General features: G+C 69.6%; 14 protein-coding genes. 7 read left to right on the forward strand and 7 right to left on the reverse strand.

The genetic code is table 11. The features are described 5' to 3' along the window. Positions 1–103 precede the first annotated feature (103 nt). Together ACZ6ZD_RS15975 and ACZ6ZD_RS15980 are read right to left on the reverse strand one after the other, a co-directional pair. Entirely contained in the window at positions 104–904 is an 801-nt protein-coding gene (locus ACZ6ZD_RS15975; protein ID WP_465672526.1) for a S1 family peptidase, read from the reverse strand. Positions 905–1,019: 115 nt separating this feature from the next. Then, complete coding sequence (locus ACZ6ZD_RS15980; protein WP_465672528.1) at positions 1,020–1,805, reverse strand: hypothetical protein; 786 nt, start codon at positions 1,803–1,805, stop codon at positions 1,020–1,022. A gap of 199 nt (positions 1,806–2,004) precedes the next feature. Here ACZ6ZD_RS15980 and ACZ6ZD_RS15985 point away from each other — a divergent pair, with 199 nt between their 5' ends. The 7 genes from ACZ6ZD_RS15985 to ACZ6ZD_RS16015 all read left to right on the forward strand — a co-directional run bounded on the left by ACZ6ZD_RS15985 (position 2,005) and on the right by ACZ6ZD_RS16015 (position 13,124). Beyond that, positions 2,005–3,345, forward strand: coding sequence for a BTAD domain-containing putative transcriptional regulator (locus ACZ6ZD_RS15985; RefSeq protein ID WP_465672530.1), 1,341 nt, complete (start codon positions 2,005–2,007; stop codon positions 3,343–3,345). Next, positions 3,342–4,868: a BTAD domain-containing putative transcriptional regulator gene (locus ACZ6ZD_RS15990; RefSeq protein WP_465672532.1), complete on the forward strand. Its 1,527-nt coding sequence runs from the start codon at positions 3,342–3,344 to the stop codon at positions 4,866–4,868. The genes ACZ6ZD_RS15985 and ACZ6ZD_RS15990 overlap by 4 nt, the downstream gene beginning before the upstream one ends. 32 nt (positions 4,869–4,900) lie before the next feature. Beyond that, the gene (locus tag ACZ6ZD_RS15995; protein ID WP_465672534.1) at positions 4,901–6,271 is read left to right on the forward strand and encodes a BTAD domain-containing putative transcriptional regulator; all 1,371 of its coding nucleotides are present in this window, start codon (positions 4,901–4,903) and stop codon (positions 6,269–6,271) included. Positions 6,272–6,320: 49 nt separating this feature from the next. Beyond that, complete coding sequence (locus tag ACZ6ZD_RS16000) at positions 6,321–7,637, forward strand: AfsR/SARP family transcriptional regulator (protein ID WP_465672536.1); 1,317 nt, start codon at positions 6,321–6,323, stop codon at positions 7,635–7,637. Position 7,638: 1 nt separating this feature from the next. After that, positions 7,639–8,850: a winged helix-turn-helix domain-containing protein gene (locus tag ACZ6ZD_RS16005; protein ID WP_465672538.1), complete on the forward strand. Its 1,212-nt coding sequence runs from the start codon at positions 7,639–7,641 to the stop codon at positions 8,848–8,850. A gap of 185 nt (positions 8,851–9,035) precedes the next feature. Continuing rightward, entirely contained in the window at positions 9,036–11,963 is a 2,928-nt protein-coding gene (secA, locus tag ACZ6ZD_RS16010; protein WP_465672540.1) for a preprotein translocase subunit SecA, read from the forward strand. Between the two features lie 204 nt (positions 11,964–12,167). Then, on the forward strand, positions 12,168–13,124 hold the full coding sequence (locus ACZ6ZD_RS16015) for an NAD(P)H-dependent flavin oxidoreductase (protein WP_465672542.1): 957 nt from the start codon (positions 12,168–12,170) through the stop codon (positions 13,122–13,124). On the opposite strand, the gene melA is transcribed toward ACZ6ZD_RS16015, so the two are convergent. From melA to ACZ6ZD_RS16040, 5 genes are read right to left on the reverse strand one after another with little or no spacing between them, the layout of a single operon-like run. Continuing rightward, positions 13,088–14,386, reverse strand: coding sequence for an alpha-galactosidase (gene melA / locus ACZ6ZD_RS16020; protein WP_465672544.1), 1,299 nt, complete (start codon positions 14,384–14,386; stop codon positions 13,088–13,090). The two genes, ACZ6ZD_RS16015 and melA, sit on opposite strands and share 37 nt — an antisense overlap. Continuing rightward, on the reverse strand, positions 14,383–15,309 hold the full coding sequence (locus ACZ6ZD_RS16025; protein ID WP_465672546.1) for a carbohydrate kinase family protein: 927 nt from the start codon (positions 15,307–15,309) through the stop codon (positions 14,383–14,385). Before ACZ6ZD_RS16025 ends, melA begins: the two co-directional genes overlap by 4 nt. A gap of 1 nt (position 15,310) precedes the next feature. Continuing rightward, positions 15,311–16,123, reverse strand: coding sequence for a carbohydrate ABC transporter permease (locus ACZ6ZD_RS16030; RefSeq protein ID WP_465672548.1), 813 nt, complete (start codon positions 16,121–16,123; stop codon positions 15,311–15,313). Beyond that, the gene (locus ACZ6ZD_RS16035; RefSeq protein ID WP_465672550.1) at positions 16,120–17,043 is read right to left on the reverse strand and encodes a carbohydrate ABC transporter permease; all 924 of its coding nucleotides are present in this window, start codon (positions 17,041–17,043) and stop codon (positions 16,120–16,122) included. Before ACZ6ZD_RS16035 ends, ACZ6ZD_RS16030 begins: the two co-directional genes overlap by 4 nt. Further along, a complete protein-coding gene (locus ACZ6ZD_RS16040; RefSeq protein WP_465672552.1) occupies positions 17,043–18,335 on the reverse strand; it encodes an ABC transporter substrate-binding protein in 1,293 nt (430 codons plus the stop codon). The genes ACZ6ZD_RS16035 and ACZ6ZD_RS16040 overlap by 1 nt, the downstream gene beginning before the upstream one ends. Positions 18,336–18,344 lie beyond the last annotated feature (9 nt).

Raw genomic sequence — 18,344 nt, forward strand, 5'->3', positions numbered from 1 at the left:
CGCCCCGGCTACAACTCCGGCGTGCTCCGTCTGGCCGTCGGAGGAAAAGAAGCGGGGCCGGGCGCTCCCCCCGCCCCCGCTTTTCCTTCCCCTGTGAAGGTCTCTAGCCGATCTGTCCCTGCAGGACGGCGGCGTACGTCGCGACCTCCGCATAGACGCCCGGGTTCCCGGCGTCCGCGCAGCCGACGCCCCAGGAGACGACGCCGAACAGGCGGCCGTTCAGGACGAGCGGGCCGCCGGAGTCGCCCTGGCAGGAGTCCTTGCCGCCCTGCTCGAAGCCGCCGCAGATCTCGTCCGGCCCGGAGAAGCCCTCGTCCGCGTAGGCCTTGGCGCAGTAGTCGTCACCCAGCACCGGCGCGTCCACCTTCTGGAAGGTGTCCTTCGGCCCGGTGCCCTCGGTCGCGCCCCAGCCGTAAACGACGGCCGCCGCGCCGACCTTGTCGGCCGCCGCGTCTGTCTCCAGCGGCAGCGTCGGTACGCCGGTGAACGGCGTGGCCAGCGTCAGGACGGCGACGTCGTGGCCGGCCTTCTGGCCGTAGTCCGGGTGGATCCAGACGTTGCTGATCTTCGATCGCTGACCGCCCGGGTCCGTGAGGACGTCGAGGCCCTGGATCGCGGTGAACGTCGCGGGGTCGTACCCGCTCACGCAGTGCGCCGCGGTGACCAGCTTGTCGGCCTTGACCAAGGTCGAACCGCACCACTGACCGCTGGGGGACGGGGAGCCGCTGTTGTTCAGCGCGATCGCCCACGGCGTGTCCGCGGTGTGCGCCTTCTCGCCGCCGACGATCCGGGTCTTCGGCCCGTCCGACGGCGGGGCCGCGGTCGCGGTCACCGCGCCCAGGGACGCGGCCATCACGGCGCCGGCGGCGACGAGCACGCGAACCAGCTGCAGTCTTCCTGTCATGCCTCACACTCCAGGGGTCATTGGCCGTGCGGGCGGCACGGCCTGACCGAAGACTCTCCCGGCTACCCCCGGTAGCACACCTCTCACTTGCGGTAATACCGAAGTTATGACCCCCTCAGAGGCCCATCGCCTTCCCGTCCAGGGTGTCCGCCGCCGGCGGCGCCTTCGGTGCGGTCAGCCGGTTGAAATCGCTGAACCGGAGCACGTCGCCGCCGCTCTCCATCTGCACCGGCTGAGCGGTCCGGCGGTCGACCCAGAGCGTCCCCTCGCCGTCGTTCAGCCCGATGGCCGGGACGCCGTCCACGGTCTTCGCGGCCGTCTTGGTCAGCTTCCCGCTGGGCACGAACATCCCGGCGATGAAGGTGTCGCGGGTGGCCAGCTCGACCAGCGCCTGGAAGCCGCTGTCCTTGGGCTGGCTCAGCTTGATCCACTTGTCGCTCATCAGCTTGACCATCACCTCGGTCTCGGCCGCGGTCACCTTGTCCTCCTTGGCCATCTGCCGGACGGCCTTCTCGGTCATCTGCAGGTAGACGGTCTTGCCGAGCACGATGACCCGGGTCGGCACCCCCGCGGTCGTGAACAGACCTTGACCGCCGGTCTTGGTGAGGTGGACGTCGATCGACGTCTTCTCGCCGGCATCGACGAACGAGCCGCGGACGCGGAAGCTGCTGCTGGTCTGTGCCGTCGCTTTGGCCTTGGCGAACAGCGCCGGGGCGGCGAGGCCGGACAGGTCCGGCGCCGTCGGCGTCGGGGTGGGAGTCGGCGTCGGCGTGCTGCTGGTGGACGTCGTCGTCGAGGTCGTCGGCTGGTTGCCGGCGGCGTTGTCGCCGTTGCCGCAGCCGACGGCCGCGGTCACGATCAGCAAGCCGGCGGCGGTACTGCGAATCCAGGGGAAGGACATGTCGGGCTCTCTTTCCGATGCACCGCCCCGATCGGACGGTGTTCTGGTAAAGACCATTACTCATCGGAGTGTGCGCTCGCTGCGGTACAACTGCGGTCCACTGCGGTCTCACTGCGGTCACGCTGCCGCGTCAGTGGTCTGCCGTGGTCCGACCGGCTGGATACAATCCAGCGACTGTTTGGGGTTGGGAGGGGCCGGGGTGGACGACGCAGTGCGGTTCGAGCTCCTCGGGCCGCTCCGGGCGCGCCGCGGCGCGGTCGAGCTCGACCTCGGGCCGGCCCGGCAGCAGGCGGTCCTTGCGGCTTTGCTGATCGCGGACGGCGCCCTCCCGGCGTCCGAGATCGTCGACCGGGTCTGGGGTGACGACCCGCCGGAGAACGGCGCCAACGTCGTCCAGAAGTACGTCGCCGGACTGCGACGCGTCCTGGAGCCGGAGCGGACGCCGCGGGCCACAGCGCAGCTTCTGCCGCTGACAGCCGACGGCTACCGACTTACCGTGCCTGCAGGCAGCTCTGACCTGGACGAGTTCACGAACCACCTAGAGCAGACCCGCGAGCTGCGGCTCCTCGGCCGTACGGCCGAAGCCGCCGAAGAGGTCCGCAGCGCACTCGCGCTCTGGCGCTCCGAGCCGCTGGTCGGTCTGTCGGGCGGGTACTTCGACGCTGTCCGCGCACAGCTCGCCGAGAGCCGCGCCGACGCGTTGGAGGAGTGGGCCGAGCTGGAGCTCGCACAGGACCACGAGCAGAGCGTCCTGCCGGAGCTGACCCGGCTGATCGCCGAGTACCCACGCCGCGAGCGCCTCCGTGCCGCGCAGGTAGTGGCGCTCTACCGGACCGGCAGACAGGCCGAGGCGCACACGTCGTACCAGGAGGCTCTGCAGCTGAGCAGTGGTCGCCCAGGCCCCGAGCTGCAGGCGGCGCATGCTCAGCTCCTGCAGAAAGCCCCGGCTCCAGTGCGACCAGTGGTCGGCGAACTCCACCCTTTCGGGCAGCCGGAACAGCACCGGCCGCTACGGCGGCAGGACTGGGTCCTGAAGGTGGCCGCTGTGCTCGTGCCATGGGCCACGGTCGGTGCCGGCTGTGGCCCGCTGATGGGCGTGCTCGCGATCCGGCGTCGCAGCTGGTCGCTGGGCTTGGCTGCGATCGGCTACCTGGTGCTGTCGCTCGGCAGCCTCATCGTCGTCGGCGAGAGTCCGACCGAAGAGATGCGGTCGATTGACGCGGTGATGATGACGCTATGGCTGGCGAGCATGCTGGCGTGCAGTGTGCACGCCGGCCTGCTCGTGCCGGAGCGGCAGCGGCCACACCCGCAGGTGCTGGTCGACCTGAACAGCGCGCCGCTCGCAGTGCTGCGTACCCTGCCTGGTGTCCCACCGGAACATGCCGCGCTGATCATCGCCGAGCGCAATCACCGTGGCCCGTTCCGCTCGTTGGAGGATGTAGCCGCTCGCGGCGTGTTCTCCTGGCCGTTGCCGCGGCCGATCGCTGACGTCGTACTTGTCGTGCCTGTCCAGGACGCCCCCAAGGAGGAGCGCCGGTGAACGAAGTACCGGTCCGGTTCGATGTGCTCGGACCGCTGCGGGTCACCCGTGGACAGGAGGAGCTGCCGCTCGGCCCGGCCAAACAGCAGGCCGTGCTCGCGACCCTGCTCGTCACGCCGAACCAGGTCGTCCCGACCGCGCGCATCATCGCCGCCGTCTGGGACGACGAGCCGCCGGTGAACGGTACGAACGTCGTCCAGAAGTACGTCGCGGGTCTGCGCCGCATCCTGGAGCCCGACCGGGCGCCGCGCAGCGCGGGCAACCTGCTCATCCTGGAGGCCGGCGGCTACCGCGTCGTCGTCACGCCGGGGTGTTCGGACGTCGACGAGTTCGAGACCCAGGTGCGCGCAGCCCGGGAGCTGCGTCGTGCCGGTGAGCTGTCCGAGGCTTCCGAGAAGCTGCGGCAGGCGCTGAGCCTGTGGCGCGGCGAGCCGTTCGCCGACCTGACCGGGCCGGTGTTCGACGAGGCTCGCCGGCAGCTGACCGATCTGCGGGCCGGTGCGATCGAAGACCGGGCCGAGATCGAGCTGGAGCTCGGCCACCACGAGCCGCTGGTCGAAGAGCTCCCGAAGCTCGCTGCGGACTTCCCGCTGCGTGAAAGGCTGCGCGGCGCCCAGATGCTGGCTCTGTACCGAGCCGGTCGACCGGACGACGCGGTCGCGGCGTACCGCGATCTGCACGACCACCTCGTCGGGGAGTACGGCGTTGAGCCCGGTCCGGAGCTACAGCAGCTGCAGGCCCGGATTCAGCGCAACGACCCCGCGCTGCGCCAAGCAGGAGGCGGTAGCACGACCACAGCGGTCGCGGAGCCGCCGTCGATCATCCGCCGGCGCGGTGGCCGCGACTGGACCCTCGGGCGCGGCTGGCCGGTCTCCATGTCGGACCTCATCCCGCCGCAGCGCCCACGCCTCGGTCGGCTGCTGATGAAGACAGCCGCCGTCCTCATCACCGTCGTCACCTTCGGGCTCGGCGGTGCGATCGGGCTGATGGTCCTGGCCTACCTGCGCCGCAGCAAGACGCTGCTGTTGGCCGGCCTGGGCTATCTCGTCACCTGGCTGATCGGTCTGGTCCTCCTCGGATTCAGCGACTCCGACGAGGCCATGCTGGCTGGGATCGCGGTGATCGTGATCTCGGCCGAGATGGTCGCCAGCGCCGTACATGTCGTCTTCACCGTCGCGCCGGTCTCCATCCGTCGGATCCGCGGCCTGGCCGCTCTCGACCAGCGCTTGCGTGCCCGTCAGGTCCTGGAGCGTGACCCGGCGTTCGCGCGATCGCTCGGGATCGGCCTGCCGCACCTGCACCGCGAGTACGACGACGGCGGGCTCGTCGACCCCAACGAAGTACCAGCGGGTGTCCTGACCCGTATCCCCGGCGTCAGCGCCCAGCACGCCGCGCTGATCGTCGCCAGCCGGGAGCGCCAAGGCCCGTTCACCAGCGTGGCCGAGCTGGCCGACCGAGGGCTGTTCCCGTCCCCGCTGCCGGACGCCGTCGCGACGTTCCTGGTGATCCTGCCCGCGCCGTAAGATCCAGGTCCGCAACAGATCTGGGGGACTGCGTGGGGGCTGTGGACTACGAGCTGCTCGGCCCGCTCGTCGTACGCCGAAACGGGGTGCCGGTCCCGGTCGGAGCGCAGCGACAGCTGCTGGCGACGTTGCTGCTGAATCCGAACGCGCCGACGGATGTCGGCGGGCCAGAGGTCCGGGACGACATCGAGCAGATCCGGGAGCTGGTCGACCCGCACCGGCTGCAGGGCACCGACGGCGCGCTGATCGAGCTCAGCGACGGCCGATACATGCTCTGTATGGAGCGCGACGAGCTGGACCTCTTCCGGTTCGAGGACGCCGTCGCCAAAGCCCGCAGGCTCCGTGACCAGGACCGCCGCGACGAGGCTGCCGACGCGTACCGAGGCGCGCTGAGGATCTGGCGTGGCGAGCCGTACGCCGGGCTGACCGGCTCTCTGTTCGACCAAGCGCGGTACCGGCTCAACGAGCAGTGTCTGACCCTCGTCGAGGACCTGTACGAGGTCGAGCTCGCCCGCGGCCGCCACGAGGAGGTCCTGCCGGAGCTGTCCGCACTGGTCGCGCAGCATCCGTTGCGGGAGCGCACCAGGGCGGCACTGATGATCGCCCTCTACCGAACCGGCCGGCAGCCGCAAGCCCTCGCCGAGTACCAGGAGTTCGCGGCACTCAACCCCCACCCTTCCCTCGCCCTGAAGTCGCTCTGGGCGCGCATGTACAACTTCGACCCGCTGCTGATGCTGCCAGTCGCGCCGTCCTCGCCGATCGTGCTCCCGGCCGAGCGGCCGCAGGCCGAGCTGCTAGGGGCCATTCTGGGCAAGATGCTCGCGGCGCTCGGCCTATCACTCTTCACCTGCGGTGGCGGCGTAGTCGTCTTCATGGTTGTTCGCGCCATTACGGTGCGCAGATGGTCGCTCCTGGTGGCGGCTGCCGTCTACCTCGCTGCACCCGCCCTGATCATCGCCTCTCCTTGGGACGGTGACGAGGTCTTCCTGGCCGGTCCGCTGGTCGTCGCAGCGCTCATCCACACGCTGGTGGAGCTGCTCATGCCGCAGCACCGCTGGTGGCCGCGCACTTGGTGGCCCTACAGCCGCAAGTCCCGCGACGCGGCCCGGACCCGCGACTACTGGCGCCGCTACGCCCGCTACAACCCCCAAGCCGTACGCCGAGCCGGCATCGGCCGCCCGGATCTCGGCCGCGGCGCCGACGACGGCGGCCTGATCGACTTGAACAACGCACCGGCTGACGTCCTGACCACACTGCCCGGCATCACACCGGAAGTGGCCGGCCGCATCCTCCAACAGCGCATGGCACCCCCGTTCACCCGAGTCGAAGAACTGGAGACCAGAGGCGTAGTCACCGTCACAGCTGAACTCCGCGAGCGGGTGCTGATTCTGCCCGTCCGGTAGCCCTTCCCAGCCGTAAAATGGCTGCTGAGACAACAGGAGAGGGAGGCCCATGGGGAGCGTTCGTTACAGCGTGCTCGGGGCCCTCGTCGTGCGACGGGCCGGCGTCCAGCTCACAGTCGACTCAGAGCTGCAGCAGCGGGTGCTGTCTGCGCTGTTGGTTACTCCGAACCAGCCGATCGCTGCGGCTGAGCTGGTTGCGGCGGTGTGGCCGGATGGTGCGCCGGACGACGCTTCGGAGCAGCTGAGCGACGCTGTCGGCGTACTGCGCGAGCTGGTGGACCCGCACCGCTTCCCAGGTGCTGACGGCAATCTGATCCATCTGTCGAGCGATCGGTACATGCTGTGTGGCGATCGGGCGGACTTCGACACCTTCGGCTTTGAGGACGCCGTCCGGAGGGCGAGAGCCGCGCAAGCACGAGGCGACCTGGCTGAGGCAGCTGACGAGCTGCGCGCCGGGCTTGGCAAGTGGCGCGGTGAGCTGCTGGCGGGGTGCTCCGGGCCGTTCTTCGCTGCTGCGCGGGAACGCCTCGAGGACGCCCGGCTCGACGCGTTCGAGGCGCTGTACGAGGTTGAGCTGGAGCGCGGGCTGCACCACGAGATCTTGGCGGACGTCGCCGGCTGCGTCGCTGCGTATCCGATGCGGGAGGGCTTTCGGAAGACCTTTCTGCTGGCGCTGTATCGCACGGACCGCAAACAGGATGCGCTCACCCAGTACGCCGAGCTGCGCAATCGGCTGCAGCGAATGCAGAACCGGCCGCCGGCGGAGGACGTGCGCGAGCTGGCGCAGCGGATCGCCGTCGACGACCCGACGCTGCTGCCGGCGTCCGAGCAGCCTGTTCCGTCGTCCCGGCGGAAGCCCAAGCGCTCCCTCGACCCCGTGCTGTCACCCCCGCCCGGCGGGCCCTTCCAGTTCCATCAGCCGCCTCCTCTTCCGGCCGTTCCCGCCGCGCCCGTCCTGCAGCTGCCTCCGGTGGCCGCTCCGGCCGCGGTGCTGCCACAGCCCTTCCAGATCCACAATCCGGTGGTTGCAGGGGCGGCGCTGCATCCGCCTCCGCCGGCGTTGCGTGCCCTGCCCGACCAGCGGCAGCGGATTGGGCTGAAGGCCGGAGCAGTGGTGCTGTCGTGGGCGACGCTGGGAGTGGCGCCCGCGATCATTGCCGGCGTGATGGCCTACCGGCGACGGAAGTGGTGGCACTTGGTCCCGGCGCCGTTGTATCTGGCCGCGAGCACGCCGCTCTTCTTCCTCCCCGGGGAGATGACCGGCTGGCCGCTCGTCGGCTACTACGTGGCCATGCACATCGCCAGCGCTCACATGATGATCGCGGTCGCGCCGCGTTCTGTCGGTGGGCCCGGGCAGAATCCGTGACATGAGTACGCAGGTGTTGTCGACGGCCCAGGCGCGGCGGGTGGCGCTGGCGGCGCAGGGGTTCCTGGATCCGCGGCCGAAGGGCGTTCCGGATGCGCGGGCGCTGGCCCGGGTGCTCGGCCGGATCGGGTTGCTCCAGATCGACTCGGTGAACGTGTTGAGTCGCGCGCAGTACCTGCCGCTCTACTCCCGCCTCGGCCCCTACCCGCGCGACCTGCTGGACCGCGCGTCCGGCAAGGGCCCGCGGCGCCTGGTGGAGTACTGGGCGCACGAGGCGTCCCTGCTGCCCGTCGAGACGCACCCGCTGATGCGCTGGCGGATGGCCCGCGCGGCGACGGAGGCCTGGGGCGGTCCCCGGTCGATCGCCAAGGAGCGGCCCGACCTGGTCAAACAGGTGCTGGCCGACGTCCGCGAGCACGGCCCGCTGACCGCGCGGCAGATCGACGACGACGTCGAGCGCGCCCGCGAACACTGGGGCTGGAACTGGTCGGATGTGAAGCGCGCCCTCGAGTACCTGTTCTTCGCCGGCGAGGTGACCGTCGCCCGGCGGAACCAGCAGTTCGAGCGCGAGTACGACGTCCCGGAGCGGGTCCTGCCTGCGGCCGTCGTGGCGACGCCGACGCCGACTCTCGACGAGGCGCACCGGGGGCTGGTGTCGATCGCGGCCCGGGCCCACGGCGTCGCGACCGCGCAGTGCCTGAAGGACTACTTCCGGACGGCGCCCGCCCCGACCGCCCAGGCGATCGCGGAGCTGGTGGAGGAGGGGGAGCTGCTGCCGGTCCGGATCGACGGCTGGAAGCGCCCGGCGTACCTGCACCGGGATGCCCGCCTGCCGCGCCGGGTGAACACCCGTGCCCTGGTCAGCCCGTTCGACTCGCTCGTCTTCGAGCGGACGCGGACGGAGGTGCTGTTCGGCTTCCGGTACCGCATCGAGATCTACGTCCCGGCCGAGAAGCGCGTCTTCGGCTACTACGTGCTCCCGTTCCTGCTCGGCGACAAGCTGGTCGCCCGCGTCGACCTGAAGGCGGACCGGGCGGCCGGCGTCCTGCTGGTCCAGTCGGCGCATGCCGAGCCCAAGGCCCCGGCCGAGACCGCCGAGGAGCTGGCCGCCGAGCTGGTCCAGCTGGCCGGCTGGCTCGGTCTGGAGCAGGTCCGGATGGTCGGCGGCGGTGACCTCGCGCCAGCGCTCAGCCACGTTCTGCGAGGTAGCTGACGCGTTAACGGGAACTTTCCGGCACGCTCGCGCGTGGGGGAGATACAGGCGAGGGCACGCTGCGGGCGTGGCTTGGCACACCGCGCCCCGTACGATGGGGGTCGCACGTCGTCCCACCGGGGCGGCCGTGCCCGTCGGCATCGGCCGCAACCAGGCGTTCAGCAGCAAGGAGAGAACTCCCCACCATGAAGGTGATCGACAAGGTCCTGCGGATCGGCGAAGGCAAGATCCTGCGTCAGCTCCAGGGCATCGCGAAAGTGGTCAACTCGATCGAGGACGACTTCGTCGGGATGTCCGACGAGGAGTTGCGGGGTCAGACCGCGGAGTTCAAACAGCGCCACGAGAACGGCGAGTCGCTCGACGCGCTGCTCCCCGAGGCGTTCGCCGTCGTCCGGGAGGCCGCCAAGCGGACCCTGCACCAGCGCCACTACGACGTCCAGATCATGGGCGGCGCCGCGCTGCACCTGGGCAACATCGCCGAGATGAAGACCGGTGAGGGCAAGACCCTGGTCGGCACGCTGCCGACGTACCTGAACGCGCTGTCCGGCCGCGGTGTGCACGTGATCACGGTGAACGACTACCTGGCCAAGTACCAGGCCGAGTGGATGGGCCGGGTCTACCACTTCCTCGGCGTCGACTACGGCGTCATCCTGCCGGACATGTCCCCGGCCGAGCGCCGCGAGGCCTACGCCAAGGACATCACCTACGGCACGAACAACGAGTTCGGCTTCGACTACCTGCGCGACAACATGGCGTCGAGTATCGACGACTGCGTCCAGCGCGAGCACAACTACGCGATCGTCGACGAGGTCGACTCGATCCTGGTCGACGAGGCCCGGACGCCGCTGATCATCTCCGGCCCGGCCGAGGACTCCCAGCGCTGGTACGTCGAGATGGCCAAGATCGCCACCGTGCTGAAGCCGCGGATCGCCGACGACAAGGTGCCCGAGGACCAGCGCCCGGTCGCCGACTACGAGGTCGACGAGAAGAAGCGCACGGTCGCCATCCTCGAGCGCGGGATCGAGAAGGTCGAGGACCGGCTCGGGATCGACAACCTCTACGAGTCGGCCAACACCCCGCTGATCTCGTACCTGAACAACGCGCTCAAGGCCAAGGATCTGTTCCGCAAGGACAAGGACTACGTCGTCGTCGACAACGAGGTGCTGATCGTCGACGAGCACACCGGCCGGACGCTGCACGGCCGCCGGTACAACGAGGGGCTCCACCAGGCGATCGAGGCCAAGGAAGGCGTCGAGATCAAGGAGGAGTACCAGACCCTCGCGACGATCACCCTGCAGAACTACTTCCGCCTCTACGACAAGCTGGCCGGGATGACCGGTACGGCGATGACCGAGGCCGCGGAGTTCTCCAAGGTCTACAAACTCGGCGTCGTCCCGATCCCGACCAACAAGCCGATGATCCGGGTCGAGGAGCGGGACCTGATCTACCGCACCGAGGACGCCAAGTTCGACGCGGTGGTCAAGGACATCGTCAAGGTGCACGAGTCCGGCCAGCCGATCCTGGTCGGTACGACCAGCGTCGAGAAGTCCGAGCGGCTGTCCGCGCAGCTCCGCAAGGAGAACATCGCGCACGAGGTGCTGAACGCCAAGCAGCACGCCCGGGAGGCCGCGATCGTGGCCGAGGCCGGTCGCAAGGGTGCGGTCACGGTCGCCACCAACATGGCCGGCCGTGGTACCGACATCATCCTCGGCGGCAACCCCGAGCACCTGGCCGACAAGGAGCTGCGCAGCCGCGGCATCGACCCGGCCGAGGAGCCCGAGCAGTACGAGGCGGAGTACCCCGCGCTGCTCGAGAAGTGGGAGAAGCAGGTCAAGGACGAGCAGGCCGAGGTCCGCGAGGCCGGCGGCCTGTACGTGCTGGGTACCGAGCGGCACGAGTCCCGCCGGATCGACAACCAGCTGCGCGGTCGCGCCGGCCGTCAGGGCGACCCGGGCAAGTCCCGGTTCTACCTGTCCCTCGAGGACGACCTGATGCGCCTGTTCAAGCGCGAGATGGTCGACTGGGCGATGTCCCGGAACGACGACGACAGCCAGCCGCTGGAGAACAAGATCGTCACCAAGGCGATCGCGTCGGCGCAGTCCCAGGTCGAGTCGCAGAACTTCGAGACCCGGAAGAACATCCTCAAGTACGACGACGTGATGAACCGGCAGCGGCACGTCGTGTACGACGAGCGCCGCCGGGTGCTCGAGGGCGCCGACCTGCGCGAGCAGGTCTCGGACATGCTCGACGAGACTGTCACCGGCTACGTGCAGGGTGCGACCGCCGACGGGTTCGCCGAGGACTGGGACCTGGACGCCCTGTTCACCGCGATGAAGACGCTGTACTCGACCGAGCTGACCGAAGCCGGTCTGGTCGAGGAGGCCGGCGGTGACAAGTCCGGCCTGACTCAGGACTTCCTGGTCGAGCGCTTCATCGCCGACGCGCAGGCGGCGTACGAGCGGCGCGAGGAGCTGCTCGGCGACGACGCGATGCGTGAGCTCGAGCGTCGCGTGGTGCTCAGCGTGCTGGACCGCAAGTGGCGTGAGCACCTCTACGAGATGGACTACCTGCGCGAGGGCATCGGCCTGCGCGCGATGGCGCAGCGCGACCCGCTGGTCGAGTACCAGCGCGAGGGTTACGACATGTTCGCCGCGATGATGGAGTCGATCAAGGAAGAGTCGGTCGCGTTCATCTTCAACGTCGAGGTCGACATCGACGCGATGCGCGCCGAGATGGAGCAGAACGCCGCGGCCGAGGCGGCCGGGGTGGATCTCGACCTGAACGGCGCCGGTCTCGAAGGCCGCCGCGTCCAGGACATCCTCACCCCCGGCGCGCCGGTGGCGGAGTTCCCGGGCCGCGTGCAGGACGAGGAGCGCCCGGCGGCGCCGCGGCTGCGGGCCAAGGGCCTGACCGGTGACAAGAAGCCGCAGCGGCTCACCTACTCGGCCCCGACCATCGACGGCGACGACGAGGTCTCCGTGATGGGTGACGCCGTCGACGAGGGTTCGCTGATGTACGCCGGCACCCCGCGGAACGTCGCCTGCCCGTGTGGCTCGGGCAAGAAGTACAAGCGCTGCCACGGCGACCCGCAGTCGGACGCCTACAAGTTCTGAGCAACACCTCCAAAACGGCCGGTCCCAGTCTGGGGCCGGCCGTTTTGTCGTGCACGAAGGACAGGACGTAGTCGTGTACGTAGCCGACCCCGTGAGCGGGACGGCGGGGGCCGGATCCGCCGGATCGGCGAGCACCTCCTGTCGTTCGTGCCGGGTGTGGTGTGGGACATGGCGTTGGGGGTGGGGGTGTGGTGTGTTGGGAGTATGTGGCTGAGTGAGCGGTTCGGGCTTTCGGTGCCGGTGATCGGGGCGCCGATGGCCAATGTGAGCGGCGGGAAGCTGACGGCGGCGATCTCGGCGGCGGGTGGGCTGGGGATGCTGGGGGCCGGCTCGGCGGTCAGCGCCGACTGGATCCGGACCGAGGGCGCGATCGCGGCGGCCGGCGGGAAGCCGTGGGGGATCGGGCTGATGGCCTGGTCGGTGGCCGAGCGACCGGAGCACCTCGCGGCGGTGCTGGAGCTGAAACCGGATCTCGTCTCGCTGAGCTTCGGCGACTATTCGGCGTACGTCGGCCCGCTGCAGGCCGCCGGGATCGTCGTCGCCACCCAGGCCGGGACGGTCGCGGACGCACGCGAGGCGATCGCCGCCGGCGTCGACGTGATCGTCGTCCGGGGCGCCGAGGCCGGCGGGCACGGGCGGAACGCGGTCGCCACCCTGCCGTTGCTACAAGCAGTACTCGACCTGACCGACGTCCCGGTGCTCGCTGGTGGCGGGATCTCCGGCCCGCGCGGGCTGGCCGCCGTCCTCGCTGCCGGTGCCGTGGGCGGCTGGATCGGTACGGCGTTCCTCACCTGTGCGGAGGCGTTGACGGCGGACGCGGTCCGGCAGCGGGTGATCGCGGCCGACGAGACCGACACCGTCTACGGTACGGTCTTCGACGCCGCGTCGCGGGCCGGCTGGCCGGACGAGTTCGGTGGTCGCGCACTCCGGAACGAGTACTTCGATCGGTGGGAGGGTCGCGAGCAGGAGCTGAAGACGGACGACGCCGGTCACACCGACTACGTCGAGGGCTCCCGCGCGGCCGACACCAGCCGCGCGTCCATCTACGCGGGGCAAGGTGTCGGCGCGCTGACCGGGCAACCCACGGCCGCCGAGGTCCTCGACGGCTTCGCGGGCTACCGGACCTACCTGCAGGCCGCTCTCAACGGCGGCGCCAAGTAGTTGCCATGGGCAGCTACCAGGTCGTCGCAGAGTGCCCAGATCTGCTCGACCGGTAGCGTCCCGGCGGTGGCCGGGTCGACCATCACGGCCTGCCGGATCGCGCGTGGATCTCCTTCGATCGCGGCCTTGATCACCAGCTCCGCGACGTTCAGATACGAGCGGTTGAGCGCGGCGCACTGCGCGGGCAGCGCGCCCACGGCCGTCGGCTGCACCCCCGAACCGTCAACCAGGCAAGGGACTTCGACCGCCGCACCGGCCTGCAGGTTGGTGATCAGGCCGGCGTTCGGCACGTTGCCGTAGACCGTCCGGGGCGTGTTGGTGACGATGCTGTGGATGATCTGCGGCGCGTACTCCGCGGTCGCCTCCACCGTGAGCGGCGCACCCGCCTTGAGTGCGTCGCGGGTCGCCTCGTACGACGCCAGGTTGTCGTCGACGATCCCGAGATACGCGCCGACCGGGAGCCGGAGTCGCTCGATCTCCTCCGGATGCCCGAGGTACCACGGCACGTACTCCGAGGAGTGCTCACTCGTCTCGGTCGGGTAGTACCCGAGCCGCCGGTACATGTCCACGCGAACCCGCCGCCGCAGCTCCGGGTCGCTGGCGATCAACTCGTCCAGTCGCTCGTACAGGTCGACGCCGTCGCGCTCGAACCGCAGCACCCACGACTGATGATTGACGCCGGCCGCCCGGTACGTCACCTCGTCGAGCGGTACGCCGACGAGCGCGGCCAGGTCGTGCATCGTCCAATGCACCGAATGGCACAGCCCGACCGCCTTCCGGACGCCGAGCGCGGCCAAGTACCCGACATTCATCACCATCGGATTCGTGTAATTCAGCAACCAAGCGTCGGGACAAACCTCGGCAATATCCCGGGCCAGCCCTTCCAGCACCGGAAAAGTCCGCAGCGCCCGAAACACCCCGCCCACGCCAAGCGTGTCCCCAATCGTCTGCTTGAGCCCATAGCGGGCCGGCACCTCGAAATCGACCCGAGTCGCCGCATTCATCCCGACCTGCACGATGTTGATCACGAAGTCCGCGCCCTCGAGCGCCGCCCGCCGCTCGACATCCGCCGTGATCCGCGGCTGCACCCCCTTCTCCCGCGCCAGATAAGCGGCCGCCCCCGCCGCCGTCTCCAACCGCTCCGGATCAATATCGTGCAAAGCGATATGCAAAGGCCCCAAATCCCCGAACCCGAACAGATCCGCCAGCAACCCCTGCGTAAAAACCACACTCCCCGCCCCCACAAACACGACCTTGGTCATGCGATCACGCTCGCGGTGGCTTCGTCCCAGGTGGGTTGGGCGGCGGTGCCGCCGGGGGCTCGGGTGGAGAGGGAGCCGCAGGCGGCGGCGAGGGCGAGGGCTCGGTCGCGGCCGGCGCCTTTGAGGACGGCGGCGACGAAACCGGCGTCGAAGCTGTCGCCGGCGCCTACGGCGTCGACGTAGTCGACTTGGAGGGCGGGAGCTGTGGTGACTTTGACGCCGTCGTGTTTGAGGGCTCCGTCGACGCCGTTCTTGACGACGACGAGGGGGCCGCGGCGGGCCAGGATGCCGGCGGCCTCGGCGACCGAAGGGTGGCCGGTGAGGGCTTGGGCCTCGGCGGCGTTGGGGAGGAAGTAGTCGGTGACGCGCAACAGCGGGTCGAGGACCATCCGGTCCCAGCGGCCGGCGGGATCGTCGTTGGGATCGAGGGAGGTGGTGGCTTTGGCGGCCTTCGCCTCCTTGAAGAGCCCGGCGAGACCCGCGGACAGGGCCGGCATCAGGTAGAAGGACGCCGCGTGCACGTGCCGGGTCGAGCGCACGAGTGCGAGCGGTACGTCGTCCGCCGTCGTCCGCGGCATGCAGCCGGGGGAGGTGAGCATCGCGCGGTCGTCGCCCGAGGTGAGCACGGTCGTCAGCGGGGTCGGCAGCTCCGGGTCGACGATGAGCGCGGAGATGTCGACGCCGCGATCGGCGAGCGTCCGCCGGACGAAGTCGCCGGCCGGGTCCGCGCCGACGCGCCCGACGAACGCGACCCGAAGGCCGAGGCGCGCGGCTCCGCACGCCATGATCGCGGCCGAGCCGCCCAGCAGCAGCGCCCCCGAGGGGACGAGCCGCTCGCGCTGGCCGAACAGGATCGGTTGCTCGACCGGCCCGACGACCACGTCGGGGTTCGCGTCGCCGATCACCAAAAGGTCGTATGTCATATCAGCCCTTGATTCCGGTAGAAGCCAGCGAACGGATGAACGCCTTCTGCGCCAGCAAGAATCCGAGTAGTACCGGCAGCACGGTGATGACGTTGCCCGCCATCACCGCCGCCCACTGCGTGTGGTGCTGGCCCTGGAAGGTGGTCAGTCCGAGCTGGAGGGTGTAGTTGGTCTCGCTGTTGATCGCGATCAACGGCCAGGTCAGGTCGTTCCAGGTGCTCAGGAACGTCAGTACGGCGACTGTGCTCAGCGCCGGCCGGGCCAGCGGCAGCACGATCGACCACAGGATCCGCAGCCGCCCGCAGCCGTCGATCCAGGCGGCCTCCTCGAGCTCCCGCGGCAGGCCGACGAAGAACTGCCGGAACAGGAACACCGCCAGCGGCGTCACCAGCGCGGGCACGATCAGCGCGCCGAGCGTGTCGATCAGCCCGAGCCGCTTCATCACCAGGAACGTCGGGATCATCGTCAGCTGGAACGGGATCACCATCGTCGCCAGCATCATGCCGAGGACGACCTTCGACCCCGCGAACCGGATCCGCGCGAACGCGTACCCGCCCAGCGACCCGAGCACCAGGTTCGCCGTGACCGCGACCGCCGAGACGATCAGCGAGTTCAGGAACCACTGCGGGAACAACGCGTTCCCGATCACGTACCGATAGCCGCCGAGGTCGATCTTCGACGGGATCAGCGCCGGTGGAAACCGATTGATCTCCGCGTTGCTCATCACCGAGCTGACCAGCAGCCACACCAGCGGCAGCGCGAACAGCAACGCCAGCGGCGCCAGCACCAGATGCCACGCACTCGGGCGCCTCATCGCGCGGCCCGTCGTCGCGAGATCTGCAGCCCGACCCCGATCACCAGCAACGCAACCGCCAGCGCGTACGCCGCCGCCGCGCTGTACCCGGCCGTGAACGTCTTGAACGCCTTCTCCCAGATGAAGTACACGATCACGGTCGTCGACCCGAGCGGCCCGCCCTTGGTGGTCACGAACACCAGATCGAACACCTGTAACGCGTTGATCGTCTGGAACAGCAGCAAGAACACCGTCACCGGCGTCAGCGTCGGGACGACGACATGCCGCAGGACGCCGAACCGCCCCGCGCCGTCGATCCGCGCCGCCTCGACCAGATCGGCCGAAACGCCTTGCAGACCGGCCAGATAGACGATCACGCAGAAGCCCGTCCCACTCCACAGCGAGATCGCGACCAGCAGGTACAGCGCCTGATCCGGGTTGCTGAAGAAGCCCTGCGCGGGTAGCCCGACCTTGTGCAGCAGGGAGTTGGCCACGCCGAACTCCGGGTCGAGGACGAACGAGAACAGCACGCCCTGCGCCGCCGCCGACACCACGAACGGCACGAAGACGAGCGTCCGGTAGAGCCCGATGAACCGGATCTTCCGATCGAGCGCCACCGCGATCGCCAGCCCGCCGACCACACTCAGCGGCACGTAGAGCGCCGCGTAGATCAACGTGTGCTGAACGGCCGAGGCGAATGCCGGGTCCTTCATCAGCGCCTGATAGTTGGCCAGCCCGACCCACTCGCTCGGCGACACCAGGTCGTTCACCTGGAACGACAGCAGCAACGACCAGAGCACCGGGACGACGCTCAGCCCGAGAATCAGCAGCACCGACGGACTCACGAATGCCCAGCCGGTCGCCCCCTCGGACCGGCGGCGCCGCTTGGCGGCCGCCTGAGCCCGCGGGTCGAGGGTGAACGTGCCGACCACACTGGCCATCAGCTCGGCACCGCCAGCACGCCGTTCGACTGCTCCACGGCCTGCTTGATCGCGTCGTCCGGGCTCTTCTTGCCGAGCAGCACCGAGACGATCGCCTCGCCGAGGAACTGCGAGATCTTCGGGTACGCCGGGATCGTCGGCCGGACCTTGGCCGTCTCGAGCGCGTCGACGAAGACCTTGAGCCCTTCGGTCTCGGCGGCGTGTTTCGTCCAGGCCGGGGTCGCCGCGGTCGCCTTGCTCAGCGGCAGGCTGCCGCCCTCGACGTCCCACTTGATGTCCTGCTGCGGCTGCCCGAGCCAGTTCACGAACTCGGTGGCCGCCTTGACCTTCGCCTTGCCGTTGTCGAAGACGGTCCAGGTGTCCGGTCCGGAGATCGTCACCGGCTTCCCGGAGTACGTCGGCAGCGGGACGACGCCGTAGTCGACGCCGCGGGTGACGATGTCCGGCAGCTGCCAGGGGCCGGTGGCAACCATCCCCATCCGGCCGCCGAGGAAGACCTGGTAGAGCTGCTCGCCGCCGGGTTTCGGATCGACGTACAGGGACTTGTCGGTGCGCAGCCGGTCGAGAGTGCCGAGCGCCTGCGCGCCGACCTGGTCGAAGGCGACCTTCTTGCCGTCCTCGGAGACGACGTCGCCGCCGAGGTCCCAGATCATCGGCCAGAGCCGCCAGACCGTGTCCTCGTCGCCGACTCCCGGCCAGCCGGTGCCGAAGATGCCCTTGGCCGGGTTGGTCAGCTGTTTGGCGGTGCTGGTGAAGTCGTCCCAGGTCCAGCCCGGTTTCGGCGCCGGGAGGCCGGCGGCCTGGAACAGTTTCGTGTTGTAGACCAGGCAGAGCGAGTCCAGCAGAGCCGGCGCGGCCCGCACCTTGCCCTTGACCGTGACGGCGTCCCGCGCGGCCGGCCAGTGGTCGTCGAGGGCGAGCGCTCCGGTCAGGTCGGCGACCTTCGGGCTGCGGGTCAGGCTGGCGAGGTCCGACCCGAAGATGTACGCGACATCCGGGTAGGAACCCGCCGCCAGGCCGGCGGTGACCTTCTGCAGCATGCTGTCCGCGGTGACCCCGCCGCCACCGCCGCTCACCCGGATCCCCGGATGGGTCCGGTTGAACTCGTTGATCAAGGCATCGATCGCGACCTTGCCGGTGTCGACCTGGCCGTGCCAGAGCTCGACGTCGACGACGCCGTTCGCGGCCTGGTCGTCCTTCTTCCCACAGGCGACCAGGGCGCCGGCGGCGGTGGCTGCCGCGGCGGCCCGGAGGAGGTCGCGACGGGACAGGGCAGGGGCATGCTGAGACATGACGGTCTC

It is taken from the genome of Kribbella sp. NPDC104218 (genome assembly GCF_055584105.1).

Excerpts from the sequence above, each read along its gene's own strand:
- ACZ6ZD_RS15980 (WP_465672528.1), bottom strand. The coding sequence starts at position 1,805 with ATGTCCTTCCCCTGGATTCGCAGTACCGCCGCCGGCTTGCTGATCGTG.
- melA (WP_465672544.1), bottom strand. The coding sequence starts at position 14,386 with ATGACCAAGGTCGTGTTTGTGGGGGCGGGGAGTGTGGTTTTTACGCAG.
- ACZ6ZD_RS15975 (WP_465672526.1), bottom strand. The coding sequence starts at position 904 with ATGACAGGAAGACTGCAGCTGGTTCGCGTGCTCGTCGCCGCCGGCGCC.
- ACZ6ZD_RS16035 (WP_465672550.1), bottom strand. The coding sequence starts at position 17,043 with ATGGCCAGTGTGGTCGGCACGTTCACCCTCGACCCGCGGGCTCAGGCG.
- ACZ6ZD_RS16005 (WP_465672538.1), top strand. The coding sequence starts at position 7,639 with ATGAGTACGCAGGTGTTGTCGACGGCCCAGGCGCGGCGGGTGGCGCTG.
- secA (WP_465672540.1), top strand. The coding sequence starts at position 9,036 with ATGAAGGTGATCGACAAGGTCCTGCGGATCGGCGAAGGCAAGATCCTG.
- ACZ6ZD_RS16015 (WP_465672542.1), top strand. The coding sequence starts at position 12,168 with ATGTGGCTGAGTGAGCGGTTCGGGCTTTCGGTGCCGGTGATCGGGGCG.
- ACZ6ZD_RS16030 (WP_465672548.1), bottom strand. The coding sequence starts at position 16,123 with ATGAGGCGCCCGAGTGCGTGGCATCTGGTGCTGGCGCCGCTGGCGTTG.
- ACZ6ZD_RS16025 (WP_465672546.1), bottom strand. The coding sequence starts at position 15,309 with ATGACATACGACCTTTTGGTGATCGGCGACGCGAACCCCGACGTGGTC.
- ACZ6ZD_RS16040 (WP_465672552.1), bottom strand. The coding sequence starts at position 18,335 with ATGTCTCAGCATGCCCCTGCCCTGTCCCGTCGCGACCTCCTCCGGGCC.
- ACZ6ZD_RS16000 (WP_465672536.1), top strand. The coding sequence starts at position 6,321 with ATGGGGAGCGTTCGTTACAGCGTGCTCGGGGCCCTCGTCGTGCGACGG.